This window comes from Companilactobacillus nantensis DSM 16982, from assembly GCF_001435815.1.
GTDB classification, from domain to species: Bacteria; Bacillota; Bacilli; order Lactobacillales; family Lactobacillaceae; genus Companilactobacillus; species Companilactobacillus nantensis.
Map to the genome: position 1 here is coordinate 12,596 of NZ_AZFV01000027.1, position 24,497 is coordinate 37,092.

Genomic DNA, 24,497 nt, shown 5'->3' on the forward strand with positions numbered 1-24,497 from the left:
GTCGGAGGATGTACAAATAATGAATGAAAATATGAAATGGTTTAAAGAAGCAAAATACGGAATGATGATTCACTGGGGACTTTACTCACTACTTGCTGGTGAATACGATGGCAAATCATCAAGTAATTATGCTGAATGGATTCAATCAAAACTACAAATTCCGAATGCCGAATATGAAAAATTAACTGATGCATTCAATCCAATTTATTTTGACGCTGATGAAATTGTTAATTTAGCTAAAAATGTTGGGATGAAGTATTTAGTAATTACGACAAAACATCATGATGGTTTTGCAATGTATAAATCAGAAGTTGATAAATACAATATTTTTGATTCAACACCATTTCATCGGGATATTATTAAGGAATTATCGGATGCTTGTAAAAAAGCTGGCTTGAAATTTGGGATTTATTATTCTCAAGATCTTGATTGGCACGACTATAACGGTGGTGGCTACTTATCAAATGATATCGAAACAGCCGGGACGACATGGGATAACAGTTGGGACTTCACTGGTAAAAAAGATTATGATATTTGTTTCGAAAATAAAATTATGCCTCAAATTGAAGAATTGATGACTAACTATGGCGATATTGCTACAGCTTGGTTTGATGTTCCAATGACTTTAACCGAAGCACAAAGTAAACGAATTTACGATACTGTGAAGAAATTACAACCAGACTGTTTAATTAATTCTCGTTTAGGTAATGGTGAGTATGACTATGTTTCATTAGGTGATAACGAAATTCCTGATACGACTGAAGTAGCTGAAAGTAATGAAACAGTTGATTACAATGCGGTTGACGGATTGAAACCTTCACCAAATGGATTGTATGAAACTGCCGGAACAATGAATGATTCATGGGGCTTCTCATATCATGACCAAAATTGGAAGGCACCAGAAGATATTTATAAATATAAGAAACATCTGAATAATCTAGGCATTAATTATTTATTAAATGTTGGATTAGATGGTTTGGGAAGAATCCCAATGGATTCAATTAAAAACTTGAATGCTGTTAAAGATATTGAAGCGGCTGCAGATGTTGAGGCTTAAAAACTTAGACAACAAAGGGGCGTCCATTTGGATGCCCCTTTGAAGCTGGAAATAAAAATATAATAATTTTTTTAAAGGATGTGTTCTGTATGACTTATGCAATGATTGGAACTTGGCGCATGGCCTATGAAGGTTTATCTAAAGGGATGGATTTGTTAAGTGAAGGTGGTAAGAGTGCTGACGCAATCGAAACAGCCGTGAAGGAAGTTGAAAATTATCCATTTTTCAAATCAGTCGGTTATGGTGGCTTACCTAATGCCAATGGTCTAGTGGAAATGGATGCCGGTTTTATGAACGGTGATACTTTTGAAGTCGGTGCTGTGATGGGAATCAGTGATGTTAAAAATCCTATTGCTGTTGCTCGAAGCTTGAGTCATGAACATTACAATAGCGTTTTGGTTGGTGCTGGTGCCTCGCAATATGCCACACTCAACAATTTTGAACGCAAAAATATGCTAACGGAACGGGCACATAAGATTTGGGAAAAGCGAAAGCAGGAAATTGTTGAGAAAAATTTATCACCCTATGATGGACACGATACTGTAGGGATGATCAGTTTGGACCAAATGGGTTCAATTGCAGTTGGGACATCAACTTCTGGTCTATTTATGAAAAAGCCTGGTCGAACGGGTGATACAGCTTTAGTTGGTGATGGCTTTTATGCAGATAGTGAGATTGGTGGAGCTGCAGCAACTGGTCTAGGCGAGGATATTATGAAAGGTTGCCTTTGCTATGAAATTGTTCGTCTAATGGGCATTGGGTTAACACCACAAAAAGCCTGTGATCAAGCAGTGTATTCGTTCACTAAAAAATTAGAACAACGTTATGGAAAAATTGGTGAATTTTCATTGGTAGCTTTGGATAAAGATGGAAATTGGGGTGTTGCAACCAATGTTGAATTTACTTTTGCCGTAGGGACCGAACAGGACAAACCTGCAATTTTTATTGCTCATCCAACGGATAATGATAAAACCAAAATTGAGCCTATTACTCAAGAGTGGCTTGATGCATATTCCAAGAGAATTAAGGCTCCAATAGATTAGGAAACGGTGTTGAAGATGCAGGAAAAAGCGGAAAAACATTTAATCCCCATTTCCACCAAAATTACGAATAATATTGTCTTAAAATCAATGCGTGAAGGGCTATCAATTTTAACACCATTGATTATGATTATTTCTTTGTTTATTTTAATTGGTAATTTCCCCATCCCGGGCTGGACGAGTTTTTGGACAAGTATTTTAGGTGATAGACTGATTGAAATTATTTCAGCTTCTTTTATCGGAATATTTAATTTCATTGGTTTATTAGTTTGTGTTGTAATTGCGTATACTTACGGAAATAATCGTGGTTTAAAGGGCATTGTTCCCAGTTTAGTTGGCTTGATATCTTTTCTGATACTTGTTCCCATGACTAATCAGATAGGAGCCAAAGTTTCAACGGTTTATTTTGGCCCAAATGGTATTTTTATAGGGTTAATGGTCGGAATAATTAGTATTGAGTTATATCGATTTAGTCTTAATAAAAAATGGTCAATAAAATTACCAGATTCAATTCCACCAGCAGTCGCAGACTCGTTAACAGAATTGTTGCCATTTGGGGTTGTTATTTTGTTATTCACCGCTACGAAAGTGATTTTGGCTTTGACTGGATTTCAGTCAGTTCATAATTTGATTTTTATCTTTATTCAAATGCCTCTAAAGAGTTTGGGCGATTCGCTAATTTCGGCTGTTTTATATAACTTTTTAGCTTCGTTTTTATGGATCTTTGGTATTAATGGACCAACAGTCACAAATAGTTTTTGGTCACCAATTCTTTTTTCACTGACACAAGATAACTTGAGTGCCTTTCAAATTGGAGCTAAAATACCACATATTTATACCCAACAATTCATTGATATTTTTACAACATACGGTGGTGGAGGGAGTACGTTATCGCTACTATTAATTGTTGTTCTTAAAGGACAATCACAAAGACTGAAAAATTTAGGTAAATTAGCGTTGGTTCCCGGAATTTTTGGTATCAATGAACCAGTTGTTTTTGGTATACCTGTAATCTTTAATCTACGGATTGCAATACCATTTGTGATTGTTCCGGTCGTGAATACAATAATTTCTGGTCTGGTATTTAGTTGGCATTGGATTCCATTTCCGACCGGGGTCATGCTTCCATGGACGACTCCACCACTTATCTCAGGCTGGTTATCCACAGGAAGTTGGTTGGGAGCTGTTTTACAACTTTTTGAGATATTAATTGGGATGCTGATTTATTATCCATTCGTTAAATCATTGGATAAGCAATACATCATCGAAGAAAATAACTTAATGGACCAGCAATGAAAGGAAGGATAACAAGTTGAAAACAGTCAGAGCAGATTTCAATAAATCGTTTTCAGAATCAAAAGAAGAATTTCTAAATTATTTTCAACAACTTGTAGCAATTCCTAGTGTCTGTGGCAATGAAACCTTCAACGCACCATTTGGAATCGAACCCAAACGAGCTTTGAAATTCATGTTGGATTTATCTAGTAAATTAGGCTTTAGGATCGGACAAGTCGATAACTGTGTTGGTTGGGCTGAGTTCGGTCCACTAGCAAGTGAGTGTGATGAATACTTCGGTGTGCTAGGACATTTAGATGTGGTCGATGTCGTTAATGATTGGAACTATGATCCATTTGATTTAACGTTGGAGGATGGTTATATATATGGTCGAGGCGTGTTAGACAATAAGGGACCAATATTATCAACACTGTTGGCACTTTATTTGATTAAAAAACAAGGTATTACTTTCAAAAAACGAATCAGAATAATGTTTGGAACCGATGAAGAAATGGGGAGTAGAGATATTCCCCGATATTTAAAAGTTGAACAACCTCCTTATGCCGGAATTACTCCTGATTGCAAATTTCCGATTGTGTATGGTGAGCGCGGATTAGTTGATATAACAATTACTGGACGTATAACTGATGGTTCAATTAAACAAATTGATGAATTAACAGGAGAGTTTGACCATAGTTTTTTACCAGACTATGCAACCGTCACGTTGAAGGGAATTCAAACAATATTCAAGGGCAGCAAGTCACCAAGCAATGCTCCAGATTTAGCAGATAACGTTTTACCAAAATTAGTCGAACATTGCCAATCCTTACAAGGGCAGACCGGTGATTTCTTCAAATGGATTCAAGAAAAAATTGGCATGCAAACGAACGGTCAAAACTTAGGGCTGAATTATCAAGATACCGAATCAGGCGAATTACAGCTATCTTTTTATGCTCTGAAATTACTTGATAATCAGATGCAATTAAGTATTTCCATGCGTTATCCCGTCACCATTGCTGAACAAATAGTTTTAACGCAATTAGAAACACAAATGCCTAATTCAATGACTCTAAAAATAAATCGCAGCTTCCCATCAATCATTAGGAATAAAGAAGCCGATTTTATTAAAAAATTTTCAAAAATTTATGCCGAAGACACAGGACTAAACGGAGAACCAGTCACAACAACAGGCGTAACGTATGCCAGAGCTATGCCGAATATAGTAGCCTTTGGACCTTCATTTCCAGGACAAAAAGGCATAGCACATAAAGGTAACGAATGGATCAAATATAGTGATTGGCAAATGATGACAGAAATTTATTATGATTGCTTCATTGCGGAGTTATGTTGACTATGTAACTGAAGATTGAAAGTTAAATATGCTGCGGAGAAGGAAATAGGCCGCCTCCAGAAGCAAGAAATTTAGGTCGCTGTGGGGACCGCCGAAAGCCAAGGTCTTTCGGCTCGATTTTGAACCTCGCACAAAACGCGAGTTTCAAAACTCGTCCCGTGGTGTAAGCGCTAAAGCGCCAACGCCACCTGCACAGCGACCTAAATTCTTTCTTCTTCCGACTAGTTTATGTTTTGTTTTTGATTAAACGTAAATAAATTGGATTATTACCGTTTGGTTTGATTGTTTTTGGTAAATGATGACTAGAATAGCAAGACCTAAAATAGGTTTTGATTCTTTAGAACCTTAGCTATGTAATAAAACAAAAGCCAGCTATCAGGATTTCAAAGTCCTAATAGCTGGTTTTGTATTTTATTTGATTTTATTTATTAATTTATTGCCGAACTAATATATTGTCAAAAAAACAATACACTAGCCGGAGGTTTTGGGGGAATGGTAATCAGCAGTGACAGTGTTGTTAGAGCTTTAGCTCTTACAACACGGACGTATTTTGAGATTCGCGGGTTGTGCGAAGCTCAAAATCGAGCCTTGAGACCTTGGCTCGAGGCGGTCCCACAGCAGATTACCATTTTCCCCAAAACCGGAGGCGGCCCTCCTAGTCACACTTGTTCTTAAAATTATTCAAATAAGACATCTTCGACTTCATGCCTAAATTATCTAAATCGGCGTTCGGAGCTAATGTAGGTAATTTGATATATTTATCCAAAAAGATAGCTAACAAGGTACCCATGGGACTGTCATCCATATTTTCAAATGACAATTCTAGTCCGGGATGTCCTTGACTTAAAATCGTTGGTTGAACACGTAAAATCTCTTTGCCACCTTTAGTGACATGATATTTAGCTGCAATTAGATTACCGACCACGTTCCAATTTGCCTTGCTGAGATAAACGTACTTTAAGTCGATCATTGGCAAAGCATTAATTGTCGCTTTTTCTTCACCATTGATTTCAATTGAATAAATTTTCAAAAAAGTATTTTTAAGTTTGATTTCACCAATTAACGTATTTAAGCGATTATATAATTTAATCAAAAAAGGATTGTCTTTATCACGTGAAGCAATAAAAGTTGTTTCCTTATTTTGATTTGCAACGACAAGAATATTACCGACTGCCAAATCTGCTTTTCGAATATAAAGTTCCATTAATTAACCTTGCTTTTGATTCTCGACAATGGTTTTCTCAATGATTTGAGCAACACCATCGTTACTGTTACTGTCAGTTTCAATCTGAGCAATTTCTTTGATAGCAGGGATGGCATTAGCCATGGCAACACCGACACCGGCATCTTTAATCATTGAATAATCATTTAGATTATCGCCAATAGCCATGATTTCTTCAGGTAAAATATTCTTGTTTTCGGCGTATTGTAAAAGAGCAATTCCCTTTTGTGCGTCGATACTGTTAACTTCTACGTTGTTAGGTGAAGAAGATGTTGGAACAACATCTTTGATTTTCTTAGTGATTTCCTTCTTTAATGGAGCTAAAACACGATGTTGATGTTCGTTGAAAGCAATCAACTTCATGATTTGATATGAGTCGTTATCAAGAATGTGATCATAGTTGTCGACGAAATTCATGGGCATCATTTTGACACGTTCTTGGGTATCTTTGAGCGCTTGCTTATAAGAAGTTCCAGGGTTTAACTTAACTAACAAATTAGCTAGGTTAGTAACCCGAGCTTCACGGTCATTTGAAAAAATACCTTTGTCAGTGATGACTTCAAAATAGACATTATATTCATTGAATATTTCAATAACTTGTTTTTGAGCTTCTCTGGAAAGAGGATTACTTGAAATCAAATCTCCTTTGGCATCAAAGACTTCGGCACCGTTTAAGGTGATGAAACCAGGATGAACATGATTTTTCAAAAATGGTTTAGCCTCACTCAAGCCACGTCCTGTTGCAATTAAGAATTCGATTCCATTTTTTTCGGCTTCTTTAATTGCTTGAATATTGCGACTTGAAACCTCCATCTTCTCATTTAATAATGTACCATCCATATCGGATGCGATTAATTTAATCATAAAGTTTCCTCCGAATGCGTTATGCTATAAGTGAATGTTACCATATTTTATGGACTTATATATCAAAACAGGTAGGTGTAAATTTGAAAAACTTAATAAACAATGATTGGCAGGAAGTTTTAAATAGTGAATTTGACAAACCGTATTATGAGAAACTACGTGAGTTCCTTGTAAACGAGTACAATACTCAGACTATTTATCCGGAAATGCACAAAATTTACCAAGCTTTTGACTGGACACCTTTTTCAAAAACAAAAGTTGTTATTTTAGGACAAGATCCATATCACGAACCTAATCAAGCGATTGGTTGCAGTTTTGCAGTCGCTCCCGGAATAACGATTCCACCTTCATTACGAAATGTTTATAAAGAATTACAAGACGATCTTGGTTGCACACCAGTTAATCATGGTTATTTGAAAGCTTGGGCTCAACAGGGCGTCCTATTGTTGAACTCAGTTTTAACTGTCAGACGTGGTCAAGCTAATTCGCACAAGGGTCAAGGCTGGGAAGAATTAACTGACTATGCCATCCATGCGTTATCTGAACGTGGAGGAGTTGTCTTCCTATTATGGGGTAATGCTGCTAAAAGTAAGATTCCGTTGATTGATGAGACTAAGAATACGGTTATTTCGTCAACACACCCTAGTCCATTTGCTGCGCGCTATGGATTCTTTGGGTCCAAACCGTTTTCTAGAGCAAATGAAGCTCTTTTAAACTATAATGAAGAAGAAATTAATTGGCAATTACCTGAACATGCCGATGAAACGGAGGAAAAGTAATGGATTTATTTGATAGCCTAAAAAGTAAAATTGACGGAAAGAATTTAACAATTGTTCTACCAGAAGGTGAAGATCCGAGAATTTTGGGTGCCGCAACTCGACTAGTGAAAGAAAATATTTTAAAACCTATTTTAATTGGTGATGAAACTGAAATTAAAAAGATTGCTGAAGAAAAATCATTTGATTTAGCTGATATTCAGATCCTTGATCCTAAGCATTATGCTGATTTTGAAATTATGGTTGAAAAGTTTGTTGAACGTCGTAAGGGTAAGAATACCAAGGAACAAGCTGAAACAATGTTATTAGATAATAATTACTTTGGAACGATGCTTGTTTACATGGGCTTAGCAGATGGAATGGTTTCTGGTGCTATTCACTCAACTGGTGACACGGTTCGTCCAGCTTTGCAAATTGTTAAGACAGCTCCAGGTAACTCAAGAATTAGTGGCTCATTCATCATGCAAAAGGGTGATGAACGTTATATGTTTGCTGACTGTGCTATTAACATTAATCCAAACGCTCAAGAGTTGGCTGAAATTGCTGTTCAAACAGCGCACGATGCAAAATTGTTTGATATCGACCCTAAAGTTGCTATGCTTAGTTTCTCAACTAAAGGTAGTGCCAAGAGTGACGATGTAACTAAAGTAGTCGAAGCAACTAAGATTGCCCATGAATTAGCTCCTGATTTGCCACTTGATGGTGAATTACAATTTGATGCTGCCTTTGTCCCAAGTGTTGGTGCACAAAAGGCACCTGGTTCAAAAGTTGCTGGTCATGCTAATGTCTTTGTCTTCCCAGAATTACAATCAGCCAATATCGGCTACAAGATTGCTCAAAGATTTGGTGGTTTTGAAGCTATCGGACCTATTTTACAAGGACTTGCTAAGCCAATCTCTGACTTATCACGTGGTTGCAACGAAGAAGACGTCTACAAGTCAGCTATTTTAACAGCCGCTTTAGCACTTTAAGGAGAAATTAATGCTTGAATATCAATTAACAACCGATTCCTATGAAGCCACGGAACAATTAGGTTCAAAAATTGCCGACTTGTTAAAAGCTGGTGATGTTGTCGTTTTAAATGGTGACCTTGGTGTTGGTAAGACAACCTTAACGCGTGGATTAGCACGTGGTTTGGGAATTAAACGCAATGTCAAAAGTCCTACGTTTACGTTGATTCGGGAATATAAGGATGGTCGTGTGCCACTTTATCACATGGATGCTTATCGTTTGGAAAGCAGTCCCGATGAAGATTTAGGATTTGACGAATACTTTAATGGTGATGGTATTACGATTGTCGAATGGCCTCAATTTATTAAAGATGAAATTCCAGCCGACCATATTTCAATCAACATCAAACGTTTATCTGATACAAAACGAGAAGTTACCTTCAAATTGCACGGTGATAGTTTTAATGAACGTGGTTTCGGTGAATTAGTATGAGTGAAGAATTGAAATTACGTGAAGCCATTCCCCAAGATGCAGAAAGTTTGTTGATTTTTTTGAAAAAAGCCAGCCAACAAAGCGATTTCATTTCGTTTGATGACATGAAAGACGTTACAGTTGCTGATGAATCAATAGCGTTAGACGCTATTTATCAATCAAAATATAACGAATTAATCGTGGCTGTTTTCGACGATCAAATTATTGGTTATTGTCGCTTAGAAAATGGTGATGATGATAAAGCTGAGTTTGGTGTCGTTGTGGATAAAGAATTTTGGAACAATGGCATTGCTTCGTATTTGTTAGAAGATGCATTGGACTGGGCAGTTGATTCACCATTAAAAAAAGTATTTTTAGAAGTATACAAAAACAATACAGTTGCGATTCATCTTTATCAAAAGTATGGATTTACAACCGAATCAGAAAATGAAAAAACATTAATAATGAAAAAGATGGTTTAACAAAAAAACTCTAGGAAAATTACGGTTCTTTCTTAAATTTGATTAGAGCCGACTCTGGGTGCAAGAACTGTTGGCGCTGTGGGGACCGGTTCGAGCCAAAATACGGTCTCGAACCTCGATTTTGAACTTCGCAAAGAACGCGAATTTCAAAACTCGTCCCGTGGTGTAAGAGCTAAAGCTCTAACGCCACCTGCACTGCTGCCAACAATTCTTGCACCCAGAGTCTAGTGTATTAGTTGTTTTTAGTTAGACATAGCTGAGAGCTAAGTCTTTGTAAATTTATAATAAGATTAAAAAAGAGTGGATAAATTAAAATGAAATTTATCTACTCTTTTTTGTATCGGTCCTATAATCAAAGTTGTATTCCTAGAGTTTTTTTGTGGTTTAGCTAGTAAGTTTAACCATTTTTTTTATTTGTTCAATTCCGAATTCTTGTTCAGTTCTTAAAAGAATCTCAGCACAGGCCATGCTATCGGCTAAGGCATTGTGGTGATTTCTTAAATCAATGTTCAAACCGTCAGAAACGGTATTTAATTTGTGGTTAGGAAACTGTGGATAAAACTTGCGACTCGTTCTTAATGTATCAATGGTTAAATACTTTGGCACCATAATGTTGTAATTTGATAGGGTATTTTTTAAGACACTGTTATCAAAACTAGCGTTATGAGCAGCAACTAAATGGCTATTGTCAAAGAGGGGACTGATGTGTGACCAAACTTTATCAAAAGTTGGTGCATCGGCAACATCTTCAGGTGTAATATGATGAATCTGAATATTACGTGGACTGAAGTAATCTTGTGGATTGATCAGTGTGTAAAAGTTGTCGACAATCTTATTGTTTCGAACCAAGACTAAAGCAAGTGAGCAAGCACTGCTTCGAGCTCCGTTGGCAGTTTCGAAATCCATAGAAACAAAATCCATTAATTATTCTCCTTTAATGTTTAAATCTAATTCAATTGGGCAGTGATCCGAACCATAAACGTCATTGAGAATATCGGCGTTATCAATCAAATCTTTGCCGTTATTTGAAACTACGAAATAATCAATTCTCCAACCAGCATTATTTTTTCTGGCATTAAAACGATAGCTCCACCATGAATATTTAATTTCATCGGGATGAAGTGCTCGGAAACTATCGGTAAAACCACTATCCAATAGTTCACTAAATTTGTCACGTTCCTGATCTGAGAAACCGGGATTCTTGTGATTAGTCTTAGGATTCTTCAAATCAATTTCTTCATGAGCAACGTTTAAATCACCACAGAGAATAACTGGTTTATCAGCTGATAATTTTAACATATAAGCACGCATAGCATCGTCATAACGCATCCGATAATCAATTCGTTTTAGGCTGGGTTGAGAATTTGGTGTGTAACTGTTGATTAAATAAAACTCAGGGAATTCTAAAGTAATCGTCCGCCCTTCGTCATCGAACTCTTCAATACCGAGACCTTGCGTAACGTTGACTGGTTCTTGTTTAGTAAAAATAGCTGTTCCAGAATAGCCTTTTTTCTTAGCATAAAAGAAATATTGATGATAGCCAGGAAGATCTAAATCAATTTGTCCCTCTTGTAATTTTGTCTCTTGAATACTGAATATATCAGCGTTTAGGTCGTTGAATGTTTCAGTAAAATCCTTTTTAACCACGGCACGTAATCCATTAACGTTCCAAGATATAAGCTTCATAAAATCACCTCGCCACAATTATAGCATTATTGTTAGGCTTGTTAGTTCGTTATGTATCTAACTATGTGATAAAATTATACGGTAAGTAATTGTAAAGTATTTGTAATAAAAAGGATGATGAATGTTGAATTTTCCAGTTGAAAAATTACCAAATATTGAATTTAAATTAAAAGAACCTTTAAGTAAATATACCTTTACCAAAACCGGTGGTCCAGCTGATACATTAGCTTTTCCCAAGACAAGAGAAGAATTGGTCGAGATTGTTGATACAGCGCGAGTAAATCAGGTGCCTATCACTGTTATTGGTAATGCCAGTAATTTGATCATCAAAGATGGTGGTATTCGTGGCGTTGTGATTATTTTGCCTAACTTCCATAAGATTGAGGTTTCCGATACTAAAGTTACAGCCGAAGCAGGCGCTACGATTATCAATACAACAATCGAAGCACAAAAAGCTGGTTTAACTGGTATCGAGTTTGCCGCAGGAATTCCCGGAAGTGTTGGTGGAGCAGTCTTTATGAACGCTGGTGCCTATGGTGGTGAAATTAAAGATTGTTTTGATACAGCTGAAGTTCTGATGCCAGATGGTCGAATTACAACGCTGACACATGAGGATATGGATTTTAGTTACCGTCACAGTATCGTTCAGGAAGATGGCGGTATCGTTATAAGCGCTACGTTCAACTTAAAACGTGGCAACAAAGATGCAATCCAAGAGGAAATGGATCGTTTGAATGAATTAAGACGTTCAAAGCAGCCATTAGAATACCCATCATGTGGTAGTGTCTTTAAACGTCCCAAGGGACACTTCACTGGTCCACTAATTATCAAGGCTGGTTTGCAAGGCAAGATGGTTGGTGGAGCCCAAGTTTCAATGAAACATGCTGGATTTATCGTAAACGTCAAACATGCGACGGCAACAGATTATATGAATCTAATTCATTTGATTCAAAAAATCGTTAAGGAAAAATTTGATGTTTCACTTCATACAGAAGTTCGTATCATTGGCGAAGACCAAAAAGATTAAGTTTCAATTGTATAGGTCAATAAAGCCCATTTAAGTGGCTTATTGGCCTATATGTATATAAATATTCCGCTTCCAAGAGCAAGAAATTTAGGTCTCACAGCAGGATTCATCTTTTTGTTTCCCGGAAGCGGCAAAAATCAAATATTTCAAAAATAAAAAAAGAAACGGTAGGTGTTGTCTGTGGAAATACTTGAATCAATCATTTTGATTCTTTCACTCTTAATTATTGCCAATATTGTAAGTCACTACTTTGTGTCGATTCCGCCAAGTTTGTTACAAATTGCTGCGGGAATTTTGGCTGCATTGTTTATGCACGTAAAAATTTATGTTGATACAGAGTGGTTTTTGTTAGCGTTTATTGCCCCAATTCTGTTTAACGATGGAAATAACTTTCCAAAGCGAGAACTGTGGAAATTAAAGGGGCCGATTTTAGGAAACGCAATTGTTTTAGTTATTATCTCTACCTTGGTTGGGGGTGTTTTTGTCAAATGGCTTATCCCGAGTTTACCTTGGGCAACGGCATTCACGTTGGTGGCAGTTTTGTCGCCAACCGATCCGATTGCTGTGCAGTCAATTGCTAAAAAGGCACATATTCCTGACAAATTGATGCATTTAATTAGTGGTGAAAGTTTAATTAATGATGCGTCGGGCTTGATTTGTTTTAAATATGGTGTGGCAGCCACTGTCACAGGAATGTTCTCACTGAAGGATGCAACGATTGATTTCTTCCATATTTCAATTGTTGGTGCTTTAGTTGGTGCTGTGATGATTTGGATTTTCAATGGTGTCAGATTATATTTGATGAATCAAGGTGTCGATGACTCAATTTTACATGCCATTATTCAGATTATTATTCCGTTTATTATTTATTATGTAGCTGAAGATGTTTTCGATGTTTCTGGAGTTGTTGCGGTTGTTATTGCCGGAATTTTAAATATTTCTTCAAATCGAAATCTCAGCAGTTTTACACCAGAAATTAAAATGGTTACCTCGAGGACGTGGGATTTAGTTGTTTATGTCCTCAATGGGATCGTCTTTGTCTTGTTGGGAATTGAAATTCCGTTTGCCATGGAAGAATTAGTTCACAATGACAATATCAATACGATTGGAGCTGTTTTCTTAGCATTCATCATTTGGATTATGTTAGTCGTGATTCGGGCAACCTGGAGTTACATCTATACAACGTTCTCTAATAATGGTGATAATAAGATTGTTTTATGGTCCAAATCGCGGCTTGATGATTGCCTAATGTCAGGGATTTCAGGTGTCCGTGGCGCCGTTACGATGGTCGGTGTTTTATCATTACCAATGACTATCAAGGGTGGTGGACCATTTCCAGCACGGACATTACTGTTATTCTTGGCTAGTGCAGTGATTATTTTTAGTTTGTTAGGGGCAACAATTTTAATTCCTTTATTAACTAAAAATAGTGCACCAGTTGCTTATCGTGGTAACACCTTTGTTTCTGACGAAGACGATAATGATGACGATGAAGAAGAGGCACCAGTTATCGTTAAATTAACGCAGGCTGAAGCTAGTCGGTTAATTTTGGAAAAGACAATCAAGAAATTACGTAGTGAAATGGATGATGGTGATACTGCTGTTTATTCATCAGTTATTGCCGAGTATTTGTATGATATTCGTAATTTGGGCATTCGTAACAGTAGTCCCAAAATGGCGAGTCATCAAATCAGTAAACGTCGTGTCAAAAGTAAAAAAGATGCTGAATTGTGGGACATTTGTTTCAATTGTGAATTAGAAGCAATTGATGAATTGTATACTAATCATGAAATCTCAGACGAAGCCTACGATATAGCAAATCGTAAAATTTCTAAATACAAGAAAGAAATTGTTCATCGTCGTTATAATTCAACGATTGAGTTTTTCTTGAGTTATTTCAGAAGAACTTATTTGCAAATTAGACGTTGGTTTTATCGTTCAGTTAAATATGACGATATGCAACAGATCAATCAAGACTCAATCAAGATTTCAACGGCAGGTGCTAAGCGAGCTTTAGCTAAGTTACAAGAATTAAGTCAATCAGATAATGATGATTTTACTGATAATTTAGTTTATATTTTCCAACGTCATTACGAAGATCGTTTGGAATTATTACAAGGTAAGTATCGTGGCCGGACACCGCAATTTAGTGGTGATCGGGCTGCGCTTGAAATTAAAGCCTTGAGTTATCAACGAGCTTTTGTTCAAGATATGTTGGAACAAGGTAAGGTTAGTAAGGCAACTGCCAATGAGTTGCGACAAAATATCAACTACAGTGAGGAAGTTATTAATATCGGAGCTGATTAACGTACGCATTAGCATATATAAAATATGATGAACTTTTATAATTTTTATTGTTTGTTATAATTAGTTCGAACTGCTAAGGAGCTAGAAAAATGAATTTTATACCAAGCAATATTTTTACATGGCAGAATTTGGCTAACTTGGTTGATATCCTGGTAGTCTGGTATTTTCTTTACAAAGTTCTGTCAATGTTACGAGGAACCAAAGCGGTACAGCTTCTAAAAGGAATCGTGATTATTTTTGGTATAAAGCTTGTTAGTTGGGCTTTGAATTTACATACTGTTTCCTTTTTGATGGATCAGTTAATCAACTGGGGGATTATCGTCATTGTGATAATCTTTCAGCCAGAGATTCGTCGAGGCTTAGAGCATCTGGGGCGAATGCCGCTCTTTAGTTCCACGAGTAATGAAGAAGGTAGGACCAAAAATCACTTGATTGAAAGTCTAGATCAGGCGATTCAATACATGAGTAAGCGTAGAATCGGGGCGCTGATAACTTTGGAAATGAATACTGGTTTGGAAGAATATGTCGAAACCGGTATTGATTTGGATGCTGAAGTTACAGGAGCTTTGTTGATCAATATCTTCATTCCGAATACGCCACTACATGATGGGGCAGTAATTGTGCGAAACAATCGAATTTCGGTTGCAGCAGCCTATTTACCACTTTCAGAAAGTAATACGATTCCTAAGGAATTGGGAACTCGTCACAGAGCAGCGGTTGGTATTAGTGAAGTCACTGATGCTATTACAATTGTTGTTTCTGAGGAAACTGGTGGTGTAATGATCACTAGAAATGGGCACATGATGCTTGATCTTTCTCGTGAGGATTATCTAAAATATCTTCACGCACAACTAAAGGATCCCAATGAGAATGAAAATCACTCTCTACTAGATTTCTTTAAGATTGGTCGCAAGAAGAAGGAGGCCCAAGATGATAAAGAAGATAATAAATAGTAATTATTTTTATGCCTTTATCGCCCTCGGTTGTGCCCTCTGGCTATTCTTTTTTGTAAGCAGTCCAGGCGTTGGGTCAACGAGAGATTCCAATCAATCGAATACTTCAACAGTTACAAAAAAGGTGACTTTAACAGTCCCTTTGCAGTTACAGGCTGACGTCGACAAGTATTATATAACCGGCTATCCTGAAAATGTGAAAGTTACTATTGAAGGTCCATCAGCACTTGTTACGGCAACTAAAAATACTCAGAATTTTAATTTATATTTGAATTTAAAAGATTTATCAATTGGCCAACATCGAGTCCAAATTAAAGAATCTGGCTTGAATAGTGAATTGACTTACAACATTAAACCGAAGTATGTCACTGTTAATATTCAACGTCGAGAAACTAAGAAATTTGCAGTTGATGTTGATTACAATAAAGAATCATTGGCAACTGGTTACGAAGCTGGTAAAACAGAGGTATCTCCTGATACTGTGACAGTTACTGGTGCAGCCTCTGAAATTGAAAAAATCAATAAAGTAATTGTTAAACCGATTTTGCCTAAGGGAATAAAATCGACGTTTGATCAAGAAGTTTTAGTGCAAGCACTCGATAAAAATGGTAAAACTGTAAATGTTACATTGGATCCACAAACGGTACACGTTAAAATTCCAATTACAATCCAAAGCAAGCAAGTCTCGATTAATTTGAAACAACAAGGAAATTCTAATAACTCGAATTTCACACTTGAATCTGATGTGAAAAATATCAGAATTTTCGGAACACAGTCTCAAATTGATGCAATCAATGATTCAGTGGATATTCCAGTTGATGTAAGTGATGTGACTGGAAATACCAAGAAATCAATTGATTTGGGCAATGCTTTGGGGAGTAAAGTAGCGTTTACTGATCCAGAAACTATTAGTGTGTCGATCAGTACTGGTACGTCATCCAGTTCTTCGACCAACAGTAATAGCAGTACTAGTACGAATAGCTCTAATAGCAACAGTAGTAGTACTAACAATAATTCGAGTTCGTCCAATAACAACTCGACTGAAGATAATAATAATAGCGAACAATAATACGCTGGGGGTAAGGTTTTCATGACAAAATATTTTGGAACAGACGGAGTAAGAGGTATTGCAAATAAAGAATTAAGTCCTGAACTAGCATTTAAGCTAGGTCGTTTCGGTGGCTATGTTCTAACACAGCATTCAGAAAATAGCGACTCACGTCCACGTGTTTTAGTTGCTCGAGATACACGTATTTCAGGTCAAATGTTGCAATCAAGTTTGATTTCAGGACTACTTTCAGTCGGAATCGAAGTTTTAAATTTGGATGTTATCACAACTCCCGCCGTTGCATATTTAATACGTGCCGTTTCTGCTGATGCCGGAATTATGATTTCAGCATCACACAATCCTGCTGAAGATAACGGAATCAAGTTCTTTGGTTCAGATGGTTACAAGTTGCCAGATGACGTTGAAGACGAAATTGAAGAGTTATTGGATGCTAAAGAAGATACTTTGCCAAGACCATCAGCTGAAGGTTTAGGTAGTGTTTCTGACTATCCAGAAGGTGCTCAAAAGTATCTACAATTCTTGAAACAAACATTGTCAGATGATTTAAGTGGTATGAAGATTGTTTTGGACACAGCTAATGGTTCAACAAGTCGTTTAGCAAGTACATTATTTGCTGATTTGGGCGTTGACTTTGAAATCATGGCTTCACATCCAGATGGAATCAATATCAACAAGAATGTTGGTTCAACACATCCAGAAGAATTGGCAAAACGTGTTAAAGAATCAGATGCTGTTGCCGGATTAGCTTTTGATGGTGATGGAGACCGTTGTATTGCCGTTGACGCTGACGGAAATATCGTTGATGGGGATAAAATCATGTTCATTCTTGGTAAATATCTCCACGATGGTGGCCGTTTAAAGAAAGACACAATTGTTACAACAGTTATGAGTAATCTTGGTTTGTACAAAGCTATTGAAGCAAATGACATGAAGTCAGTTCAAACAGCCGTTGGTGACCGTCACGTTGTTGAAGAAATTCGTAAGAATAACTACAACATCGGTGGTGAACAATCAGGACACGTTGTTTTGTATGAATACATGAATACTGGAGACGGAATGTTAACAGGTATCCATCTATTGCACGTTATGAAAGAAACTGGTAAGACATTAGCTGAATTGGGAGCACCTGTAAAGATTTATCCACAAAAGCTAGTTAACGTATCCGTAGCCGATAAAGAATCATGGGACAAGCATCAACCAATCCTCGACTCAATTAAAGCCGTAGAAGACGAAATGGCAGGGGATGGTCGTGTATTAGTACGTCCTAGTGGTACACAAGCATTGTTACGTGTTATGTGTGAAGCTCCAACAGAAGAAAAAGTTAACGAATATTGTGATCAAATCGTTGAAGTTGTAAAGAACGAATTAAACTAGAGAGTGGAAGACGACGGTTAGATTTCGAGAGAGTGGAGCAAGGGCGGTCAGCTCCTGAGCCTTTTCGTAGAACTGTGAATCGCACGCCGAACTTGCGTGTGATTTACAGTTCTATGAAAAGCAGAGGGAGTTGCCCTTGCGGAACTCGTTTAAGAGCCACTGACTATATAAAAAAGTATTTAGAATAAAAAAGAGATTGAGGAATAATCAAAAAATCCTCAATCTCTTTTTTGTTATGTTCAAAATTATTGATAAATGTATTTTTAAAATTCTGATATATTTTTTTGCATATTAATTTTATTATTAATTACACTCAAAACGATTAATAAACTAGCCTCTGGGAGCAAGAAATTTAGGCAGCAGTGCAGGTGACGTTGGAGCTTTAGCTCCTACACCACGGGACGAGTTTTGAAATTCTCGTACTTTGTGAAGTTCAAAATCGACCTCGGAGACCTTGGCTCCGGGCGGTCCCCACAGCAACCTAAATTTCTTGCTCCCAGAGGCGGCATCCAAACACAATGATATATACCATATCGTTAATATCGGTACATACCAACCGTACCAATTAATGAAAATATTAAACTTTTCTTGACAAAAATCCACTTGATTAGTATTCTAGTCATTGTCGCAAGATGATAAAGTTAATTCGATTGAACTATACCATTTAAAAATAAAGAACTATACCAATTTTAGAAAGGCATTGATTACTATGTGTGGAATTGTTGGAGTTATTGGAAATAATAAAACAACTGATATTTTATTAAACGGATTAGAGAAGCTTGAATACCGTGGTTACGATTCAGCAGGTATTTATGTTAACAATCAAAAAGGTAAAGATTTCTTAGTTAAAGAAGTAGGTAAAATCAGTAAACTAGAAAATGCTGTGACTGATGATGTTCAAGGACTTGTTGGAATCGGTCATACAAGATGGGCTACTCACGGAACACCAACCGTTGAAAATGCTCACCCACATTTCTCAGCCGATAATCGTTTTTACTTAGTTCACAATGGTGTTTTAACAAACTTTGAAGAATTGAAAACTAAATATTTAGCTGATGTTAAATTTAGCAGTCAAACTGATACTGAGGTTGCTGTTCAATTAGTTGATCATTTCGCAAAAGAAGGGCTTGATGGCGAGGCTGCTTTTAGAAAAGCTCTTAGCTTGATTGAGGGTTCATATGCTTTTGCTATGGTTGACAAAGAACAACCTGATCGTATCTTTGTTGCTAAGAATAAGAGTCCGTTGTTGATTGGATTGGGCGATGGTTTCAACGTCATTTGTTCAGATGCAATGGCTATGCTTGATCAAACACATCAATTTGTTGAAATCCATGATGGTGAAGTTGTTATTCTCAAGAAGGGTTCTGTTGAAATCAGTAAACTTGATGGCACAGCCGTTCAAAGAGATCCATACACAGTTGATCTTGATGCTAGTGATATTTCTAAAGGTACTTATGAACACTACATGTTAAAAGAAATTGACGAACAACCAAATGTTATGAGAAAGATTTCTCAAAATTATCTCAATGACGATGGAACAATGAATATTGATTCTAAGTTATTAGATGAGATGAAAAAGGCCGACCGTCTATACATTGTGGCAGCGGGAACAAGTTATCATGCCGGTTTAGTTGGTCAAAATATTTTTGAAAAAATTGCTGATGTACCAGTTGATGTTGAATTAGGTAGTGAATTTGGTTACCACATGCCAAAACTTTCTAAGCATCCATTCTTCATCTTCTTATCACAAAGTGGTGAGACAGCCGATAGTCGTCAAGTTCTTGTTAAAGTAAACGAAATGAATTTACCAAGTTTGACGATGACTAACGTTCCTAATTCAACACTTTCTAGAGAAGCAACCTTCACGATGGAATTATTAGCTGGACCAGAGATTGCGGTTGCTTCCACTAAGGCTTACACAGCTCAAATTGCCGTTGAAGCAGTCCTTGCTCAAGCTTTAGGACAAGCCAAAGGAATTGCCATTGCTAAAGACTTTGACGTTAAGAAACAATTGGCATTAGCTGCTAACGGTATTCAAACAATTGTTGACGAAAAAGCAACTATCAAACAATTGACAGCAGATTTTCTAACTGATCAGACAGATGCTTTCTATATCGGTCGTGGAATTGATTATGCGTTGTCACTTGAAGCTGCCTTGAAGTTGAAAGAAATTTCATACATTCACGCTGAAGGCTTTGCTGCTGGCGAATTGAAGCACGGAACAATTGCTTTGATTGAAAATAATACACCGGTAATTGCTTATGTTAACGATGGTGTCGGTGCTAGTCATACACGTGGTAATATTCAGGAAGTTAAAGCTCGTGGAGCACATGTTCTAGTGATTGCTAGTCAAAAATACGCTGAAGCAGGAGATCAAATTATCATCCCTGAAATTGACGAATTGATCTCACCAATTATCAGTGTTGTACCAGCTCAATTGATTGCTTACTATGCAAGTTTGGCACGTGGTAATGATGTTGATAAACCTCGTAATCTTGCCAAAAGTGTTACGGTAGAGTAGCCTATATTGGTAGTATTTTAAAAAATAGCCTCTATAATAGGGGGCTATTTTTTGTTGGTTATTTAAGTTGATAGTTAAAAAATCAATTATCACAACGATTATTAATTACTTAATAAACAATAATCTAAAAAGGTAATTGAACGAAACAATAGACTATGTAAAAATAATAAACTAGCCGAAGAATGCAAGTTTTGTTCTTTAGGTGGAAAAGTAAGAAAATATTAGATTGGTGGTTTTATGAGAGATAAAAAATTAAATTTGTTCTCAACCGTGATGTTTGGTCTGAGTGCGATTATTGGTTCAGGCTGGATGTTTGGTTCCAGTCAAGCAGCTAAGATTGCCGGACCAGCAGCCATTATTGCGTGGATTTTGGGAGCAATTTTAGTAGCAATGATAGCGATGGTCTATGTTGAAATTGGAACGATGTTTCCTGAAGACGGAGCAATGAGTCGTTTTACAATGTATACACATGGATCATTACTAGGACATGTTTTTTCTTGGGCCAATTGGCTATCACTTTTAGCAATTTTACCGATAGAAGCAGTTGCATCAACGCAATACATGAGCACTTGGCCTTGGAAATGGGCACAATGGACACATGGATTTATGAAAAATGGGCAATTGTCTTTGAGTGGAATTGTCATGGCGACTGGTTTGATTTTAGTATTCACGTTAATTAATTATTGGTCAGTCACAATTATGGCCAAATTCAATAACTTTATTTCGGTATTCAAAATAGCAGTACCAATCATTACCATGGGATTACTAATTTCAGCTCATTTTGATTGGAACAATATGGGGACGACTGTTCATCAGTTTATGCCATACGGAACTTCGTCAATTTTTGTAGCAATTGGTAGCGCTGGAATTATTTATTCGTACGTGGCTTTTCAAACGGTTATCAATCTTGGAAATGATATTGTTAAGCCAGCAGTCAATATTCGTCGAGGGATTATTTATTCATTACTAATTAGTGCGATTATTTATATTACGTTACAAATCGTTTTTATTGGAGCTTTACCACACTCAATTATTAACGGCGGTTGGTCACAAATTAGTTTTAATTCTCCATTTGCGGACTTGGCGATTTTGTTGAATATTTATTGGCTTTCAACTTTAATTTACTTTACAGCCTTTATTTCACCAATTGGAAGTGGGATAGCATTTTCAGCTTCAGCAAGCAAATCATTGTCATCAATGCCTAAAAATAAGCATTTGCCTAAAATTTTGAGTAATACTAATAATAGTTACAATACACCCAGAATTGCCTTGATGGTCGATTTTGTGGTTAGTGTTATCTTGATTCTATTATTCAAAAATTGGGCACTCTTATCACGTGTTGTTGCAGCATCAACCTTGATTTCATTATTATCAGGGCCAGTTGTTGCTGGTAGCTTGCGGAAAATGGGACCGGATTTTAAACGACCAACTAAGATTCGTGGGATGAAATTTTTGGCACCAGTTGTCTTTGATTTAATTAGTTTAGCGATATATTGGTCAATGTTTCCAACTACAGTGGAAGTAATTGTCATTATTATTGTAGGCTTGCCAATTTATTTCATTTACGATTTTCGTCGTGGTTTCAAAGAATTTAAAGAGAAATTTTATGCCAGTCTGTGGTTGATTGTTCACTTAGTAGGATTGTCAATTATTTCTTGGATTGGGAGTCACCATTTTGGTGGATTAGATTTGATTCAATATCCACTCGATTTCCTAGTAATTGTCATTTTTTCAACAGTGATTTATTATTGGGCAATTAACTCTGCTTATCATTCAGGTTACTTCGATGATGCGAGAAAACTTAATGCTACTGTGAATTGGGATGAAGAGTAATGGAAAAGCTTAAAAAATTGGAAAAATGGTTTTGGGGCGGCGTAGTTTTAATTGAACTGATTTTGTTTTACAGTTCGTCTATGACTTATAAGCAACAAACCTCAGTACCTTTTTTGGAAAAATATGTACATGGTAAGCCATTTCGTAATGGTTTAAGCAAGATCAGCTTTAATTATGGTGGCAAGGAACAGTCAATTGCTAATGATGGTTATTATCATTTTGTTGAATTCTTTATTCGTAAAGGTGCTCATTTTGGAACTTATTTGATTCTAGGTGTCTTTTTATGTTTAGCACTTTATACATACTTTAAACGTAATCATTTCTTACAAATTTTTGTTCCATGGATGATGACAACCGGCCTAGCTGCATTTGATGAATTTCATCAAGGATTAACCGGTGGTAGGACACCTTCAGTTACAGATGTCATTTTAGATAGTGCTGGAGGTTTAACAGGTGCAGTAATTGTGGCAATAGTTTTGTACTTCGTTATTTGGCGCCATCGGAAGTCCGCCAAGGTATCTCAAGTTTAAAATGATTCACATTTTTATAAAATTAATTATAAAAGTCGACCTAAATGGTCGGCTTTTTTGCCGTATTATAAAAACATTCGTTTGTAAAATTTAGGGATAAATATTTATAAAGCAAAAAATATATTTAAACAGATACGGGATAATCATTTTAATGAGGATGGTTTGATATTATGTCAAATAAGAAAATTATGTTAAGTAAGAAACAATTATTACTTGCCGCGGGGACGGCGATGACACTTGGACTGGGAACTACTGTAGGTCAACAAGTGGTTGTGCATGCAACTACAGACGACAATGCTAGTACTGCCACAGCTTCTGAAAGTAAAACCTCAAATACAGTTACTCAGAGTTCAACGACGACTAGCTCAAATACTGAAGGTCCTACCATAACTAGTTCACCAGCACCTGGTTCAATTAAAGAGACTTCTGATGAAATGGGTTCAAAAACAGATGGATCAAATACAAGTGATGTAGTGTCCAATGAACCAACAAATGGTGCCGATGTTAAAAGTTTATCAGCTGATGAAAAACAAGATACTTCTTTAATTACTAAAGGGTCTCTACCTGATAGTGCGGATGATAAACAAACTGTTGGAGAACAATCGTCAAAGAGTTCAGAAGAGAATAATCCAACCGTTGACGGATTATCACCTGAGGGTATACCAGTAGAGAGTAGTCCTGATGTTTTAAAGTCAGAAGGTGTTGAAGAAGGAAATGCTAATTCGTCGACAGATACAGAAGCACCAGTATCTGCTACTGAAGTTCAAGCTCCAGTCATGGAAAAAATGGCTTTAGCCACGAATGTTTTTACTCCGGTTGATACAAGTGCAAATACAATAACTTCTGACACTGATCATACTAGTGCCGACAGTTTTAAATGGAGTACCAATGATGATAGTGGTGAGGCTTCTTTGGTTGGCGCAACTGATAAATTAACAGATTCATCGATTGATATCCCTACGCAAATTACCGTTACTAACAATGCTACTAATAGTAGTAAACAATATAATGTTACTAGTATTGGAAATAATGCGTTCACTTATAATGGTTCAATAACTTCATTGACATTTCCAGAAACTTTAAAATCAATTGGTTATCAAGCTTTTGCTATAAATGGTGGTTTAAAAAATATTGATTTTTCAAAAGATACGGCATTGGAAACTATTGGTGACGAGGCATTTTCTGGCGATCCCAATATAACAGGAATTGATTTAAGTAATAATAATAATTTAATAAGCATTGGTAAAAAGGCCTTTGCTAGTAGTGGTGCTAATTCAAGCGGAAATTATGAGGTTAAGTTACCTAATAGTTTACAGATGATTGGAGATGGCGCATTCATTTCTAATGAAAAGCTTACTTCGTTAACATTACCATCTAGTTTAACCATGATTGGAGATAGCGCATTTAAGTCTAATACAGGACTTGCTTCGTTAACATTACCATCTAGTTTAATCACGATTGGTAATCATGCCTTTGAATATAATGGTAATTTGCAAAATATTGATTTTTCAAAAGATATGGCATTGGAAACTATTGGTGATGAGGCTTTTTTTGCTAATGGTAAATTAACTTCATTAACGTTGCCAACTAATTTAAAGACTATTGGAAATAAGGCTTTTGGAAGTAATACAAATTTAAAAAATATTGATTTTTCAAAAGATACGGCATTATCTTCGATCGGTGATGAGGCTTTTTCTGGTAATACCCT

Annotated in this window: 21 protein-coding genes; 17 read left to right on the forward strand and 4 right to left on the reverse strand. The window is 36.5% G+C overall.

All coding sequences use genetic code 11. From position 1 onward, the window contains the following. The first annotated feature begins 19 nt into the window (after positions 1-19). The 4 genes from FD31_RS10870 to FD31_RS10885 all read left to right on the forward strand — a co-directional run bounded on the left by FD31_RS10870 (position 20) and on the right by FD31_RS10885 (position 4,723). A complete protein-coding gene (locus FD31_RS10870; protein ID WP_057892806.1) occupies positions 20-1,057 on the forward strand; it encodes an alpha-L-fucosidase in 1,038 nt (345 codons plus the stop codon). 89 nt (positions 1,058-1,146) lie between these two features. Next, the gene (locus tag FD31_RS10875) at positions 1,147-2,100 is read left to right on the forward strand and encodes a glycosylasparaginase (protein WP_057892807.1); all 954 of its coding nucleotides are present in this window, start codon (positions 1,147-1,149) and stop codon (positions 2,098-2,100) included. A gap of 15 nt (positions 2,101-2,115) precedes the next feature. Further along, a complete protein-coding gene (locus FD31_RS10880) occupies positions 2,116-3,393 on the forward strand; it encodes a PTS sugar transporter subunit IIC (protein ID WP_057892808.1) in 1,278 nt (425 codons plus the stop codon). Positions 3,394-3,409: 16 nt separating this feature from the next. After that, positions 3,410-4,723, forward strand: coding sequence for a Sapep family Mn(2+)-dependent dipeptidase (locus FD31_RS10885; RefSeq protein WP_057892809.1), 1,314 nt, complete (start codon positions 3,410-3,412; stop codon positions 4,721-4,723). A 655-nt stretch (positions 4,724-5,378) separates the two neighbouring features. On the opposite strand, the gene FD31_RS10895 is transcribed toward FD31_RS10885, so the two are convergent. Together FD31_RS10895 and FD31_RS10900 are read right to left on the reverse strand one after the other, a co-directional pair. Continuing rightward, positions 5,379-5,927 carry an LURP-one-related/scramblase family protein gene (locus FD31_RS10895; RefSeq protein ID WP_057892811.1) on the reverse strand — a complete coding sequence of 183 codons (549 nt, stop codon included), beginning with the start codon at positions 5,925-5,927 and terminating at the stop codon, positions 5,379-5,381. Between the two features lie 3 nt (positions 5,928-5,930). Then, positions 5,931-6,809: a Cof-type HAD-IIB family hydrolase gene (locus FD31_RS10900; protein WP_057892812.1), complete on the reverse strand. Its 879-nt coding sequence runs from the start codon at positions 6,807-6,809 to the stop codon at positions 5,931-5,933. Between the two features lie 83 nt (positions 6,810-6,892). Here FD31_RS10900 and FD31_RS10905 point away from each other — a divergent pair, with 83 nt between their 5' ends. Genes FD31_RS10905 through FD31_RS10920 form a run of 4 tightly spaced genes read left to right on the forward strand, consistent with a single transcriptional unit; the run spans position 6,893 to position 9,489 of the window. Then, positions 6,893-7,588 carry a uracil-DNA glycosylase gene (locus tag FD31_RS10905; protein WP_057892813.1) on the forward strand — a complete coding sequence of 232 codons (696 nt, stop codon included), beginning with the start codon at positions 6,893-6,895 and terminating at the stop codon, positions 7,586-7,588. Beyond that, on the forward strand, positions 7,588-8,556 hold the full coding sequence (gene pta / locus FD31_RS10910) for a phosphate acetyltransferase (protein ID WP_057892814.1): 969 nt from the start codon (positions 7,588-7,590) through the stop codon (positions 8,554-8,556). Before FD31_RS10905 ends, pta begins: the two co-directional genes overlap by 1 nt. Before the next feature lie 10 nt (positions 8,557-8,566). Further along, positions 8,567-9,028 (forward strand): tRNA (adenosine(37)-N6)-threonylcarbamoyltransferase complex ATPase subunit type 1 TsaE, encoded by a 462-nt coding sequence (tsaE, locus tag FD31_RS10915; protein WP_057892815.1) that lies wholly within the window; start codon positions 8,567-8,569, stop codon positions 9,026-9,028. Next, positions 9,025-9,489 carry a GNAT family N-acetyltransferase gene (locus FD31_RS10920; RefSeq protein ID WP_057892816.1) on the forward strand — a complete coding sequence of 155 codons (465 nt, stop codon included), beginning with the start codon at positions 9,025-9,027 and terminating at the stop codon, positions 9,487-9,489. Before tsaE ends, FD31_RS10920 begins: the two co-directional genes overlap by 4 nt. Positions 9,490-9,873: 384 nt before the next feature. Here FD31_RS10920 and FD31_RS10925 read toward each other — a convergent pair whose 3' ends face one another. Further along, complete coding sequence (locus tag FD31_RS10925; RefSeq protein WP_057892817.1) at positions 9,874-10,410, reverse strand: 3'-5' exonuclease; 537 nt, start codon at positions 10,408-10,410, stop codon at positions 9,874-9,876. 3 nt (positions 10,411-10,413) lie between these two features. After that, positions 10,414-11,175: an exodeoxyribonuclease III gene (locus tag FD31_RS10930; RefSeq protein ID WP_057892818.1), complete on the reverse strand. Its 762-nt coding sequence runs from the start codon at positions 11,173-11,175 to the stop codon at positions 10,414-10,416. A gap of 121 nt (positions 11,176-11,296) precedes the next feature. Here FD31_RS10930 and murB point away from each other — a divergent pair, with 121 nt between their 5' ends. The 9 genes from murB to FD31_RS10980 all read left to right on the forward strand — a co-directional run. After that, entirely contained in the window at positions 11,297-12,202 is a 906-nt protein-coding gene (gene murB, locus FD31_RS10935; protein WP_057892819.1) for a UDP-N-acetylmuramate dehydrogenase, read from the forward strand. 180 nt (positions 12,203-12,382) lie between these two features. Next, positions 12,383-14,509, forward strand: a complete 2,127-nt coding sequence (locus tag FD31_RS10940) for a cation:proton antiporter (protein ID WP_057892820.1) — start codon at positions 12,383-12,385, stop codon at positions 14,507-14,509. Positions 14,510-14,598: 89 nt separating this feature from the next. After that, positions 14,599-15,462: a diadenylate cyclase CdaA gene (gene cdaA / locus FD31_RS10945; protein WP_057892821.1), complete on the forward strand. Its 864-nt coding sequence runs from the start codon at positions 14,599-14,601 to the stop codon at positions 15,460-15,462. Then, on the forward strand, positions 15,440-16,531 hold the full coding sequence (locus tag FD31_RS10950; protein ID WP_057892822.1) for a CdaR family protein: 1,092 nt from the start codon (positions 15,440-15,442) through the stop codon (positions 16,529-16,531). Before cdaA ends, FD31_RS10950 begins: the two co-directional genes overlap by 23 nt. Positions 16,532-16,552: 21 nt before the next feature. Further along, positions 16,553-17,905: a phosphoglucosamine mutase gene (gene glmM / locus FD31_RS10955; protein WP_057892823.1), complete on the forward strand. Its 1,353-nt coding sequence runs from the start codon at positions 16,553-16,555 to the stop codon at positions 17,903-17,905. Positions 17,906-18,614: 709 nt separating this feature from the next. Beyond that, a complete protein-coding gene (glmS, locus tag FD31_RS10965; protein ID WP_057892825.1) occupies positions 18,615-20,426 on the forward strand; it encodes a glutamine--fructose-6-phosphate transaminase (isomerizing) in 1,812 nt (603 codons plus the stop codon). A gap of 237 nt (positions 20,427-20,663) precedes the next feature. Beyond that, a complete protein-coding gene (locus FD31_RS10970; RefSeq protein WP_057892826.1) occupies positions 20,664-22,259 on the forward strand; it encodes an APC family permease in 1,596 nt (531 codons plus the stop codon). Next, positions 22,259-22,789: a VanZ family protein gene (locus FD31_RS10975; protein ID WP_057892827.1), complete on the forward strand. Its 531-nt coding sequence runs from the start codon at positions 22,259-22,261 to the stop codon at positions 22,787-22,789. The genes FD31_RS10970 and FD31_RS10975 overlap by 1 nt, the downstream gene beginning before the upstream one ends. 170 nt (positions 22,790-22,959) lie before the next feature. Continuing rightward, positions 22,960-24,497, forward strand: a 1,538-nt coding sequence (locus FD31_RS10980) for a leucine-rich repeat domain-containing protein (RefSeq protein ID WP_157049165.1), incomplete at its 3' end; no start/stop codon positions are given.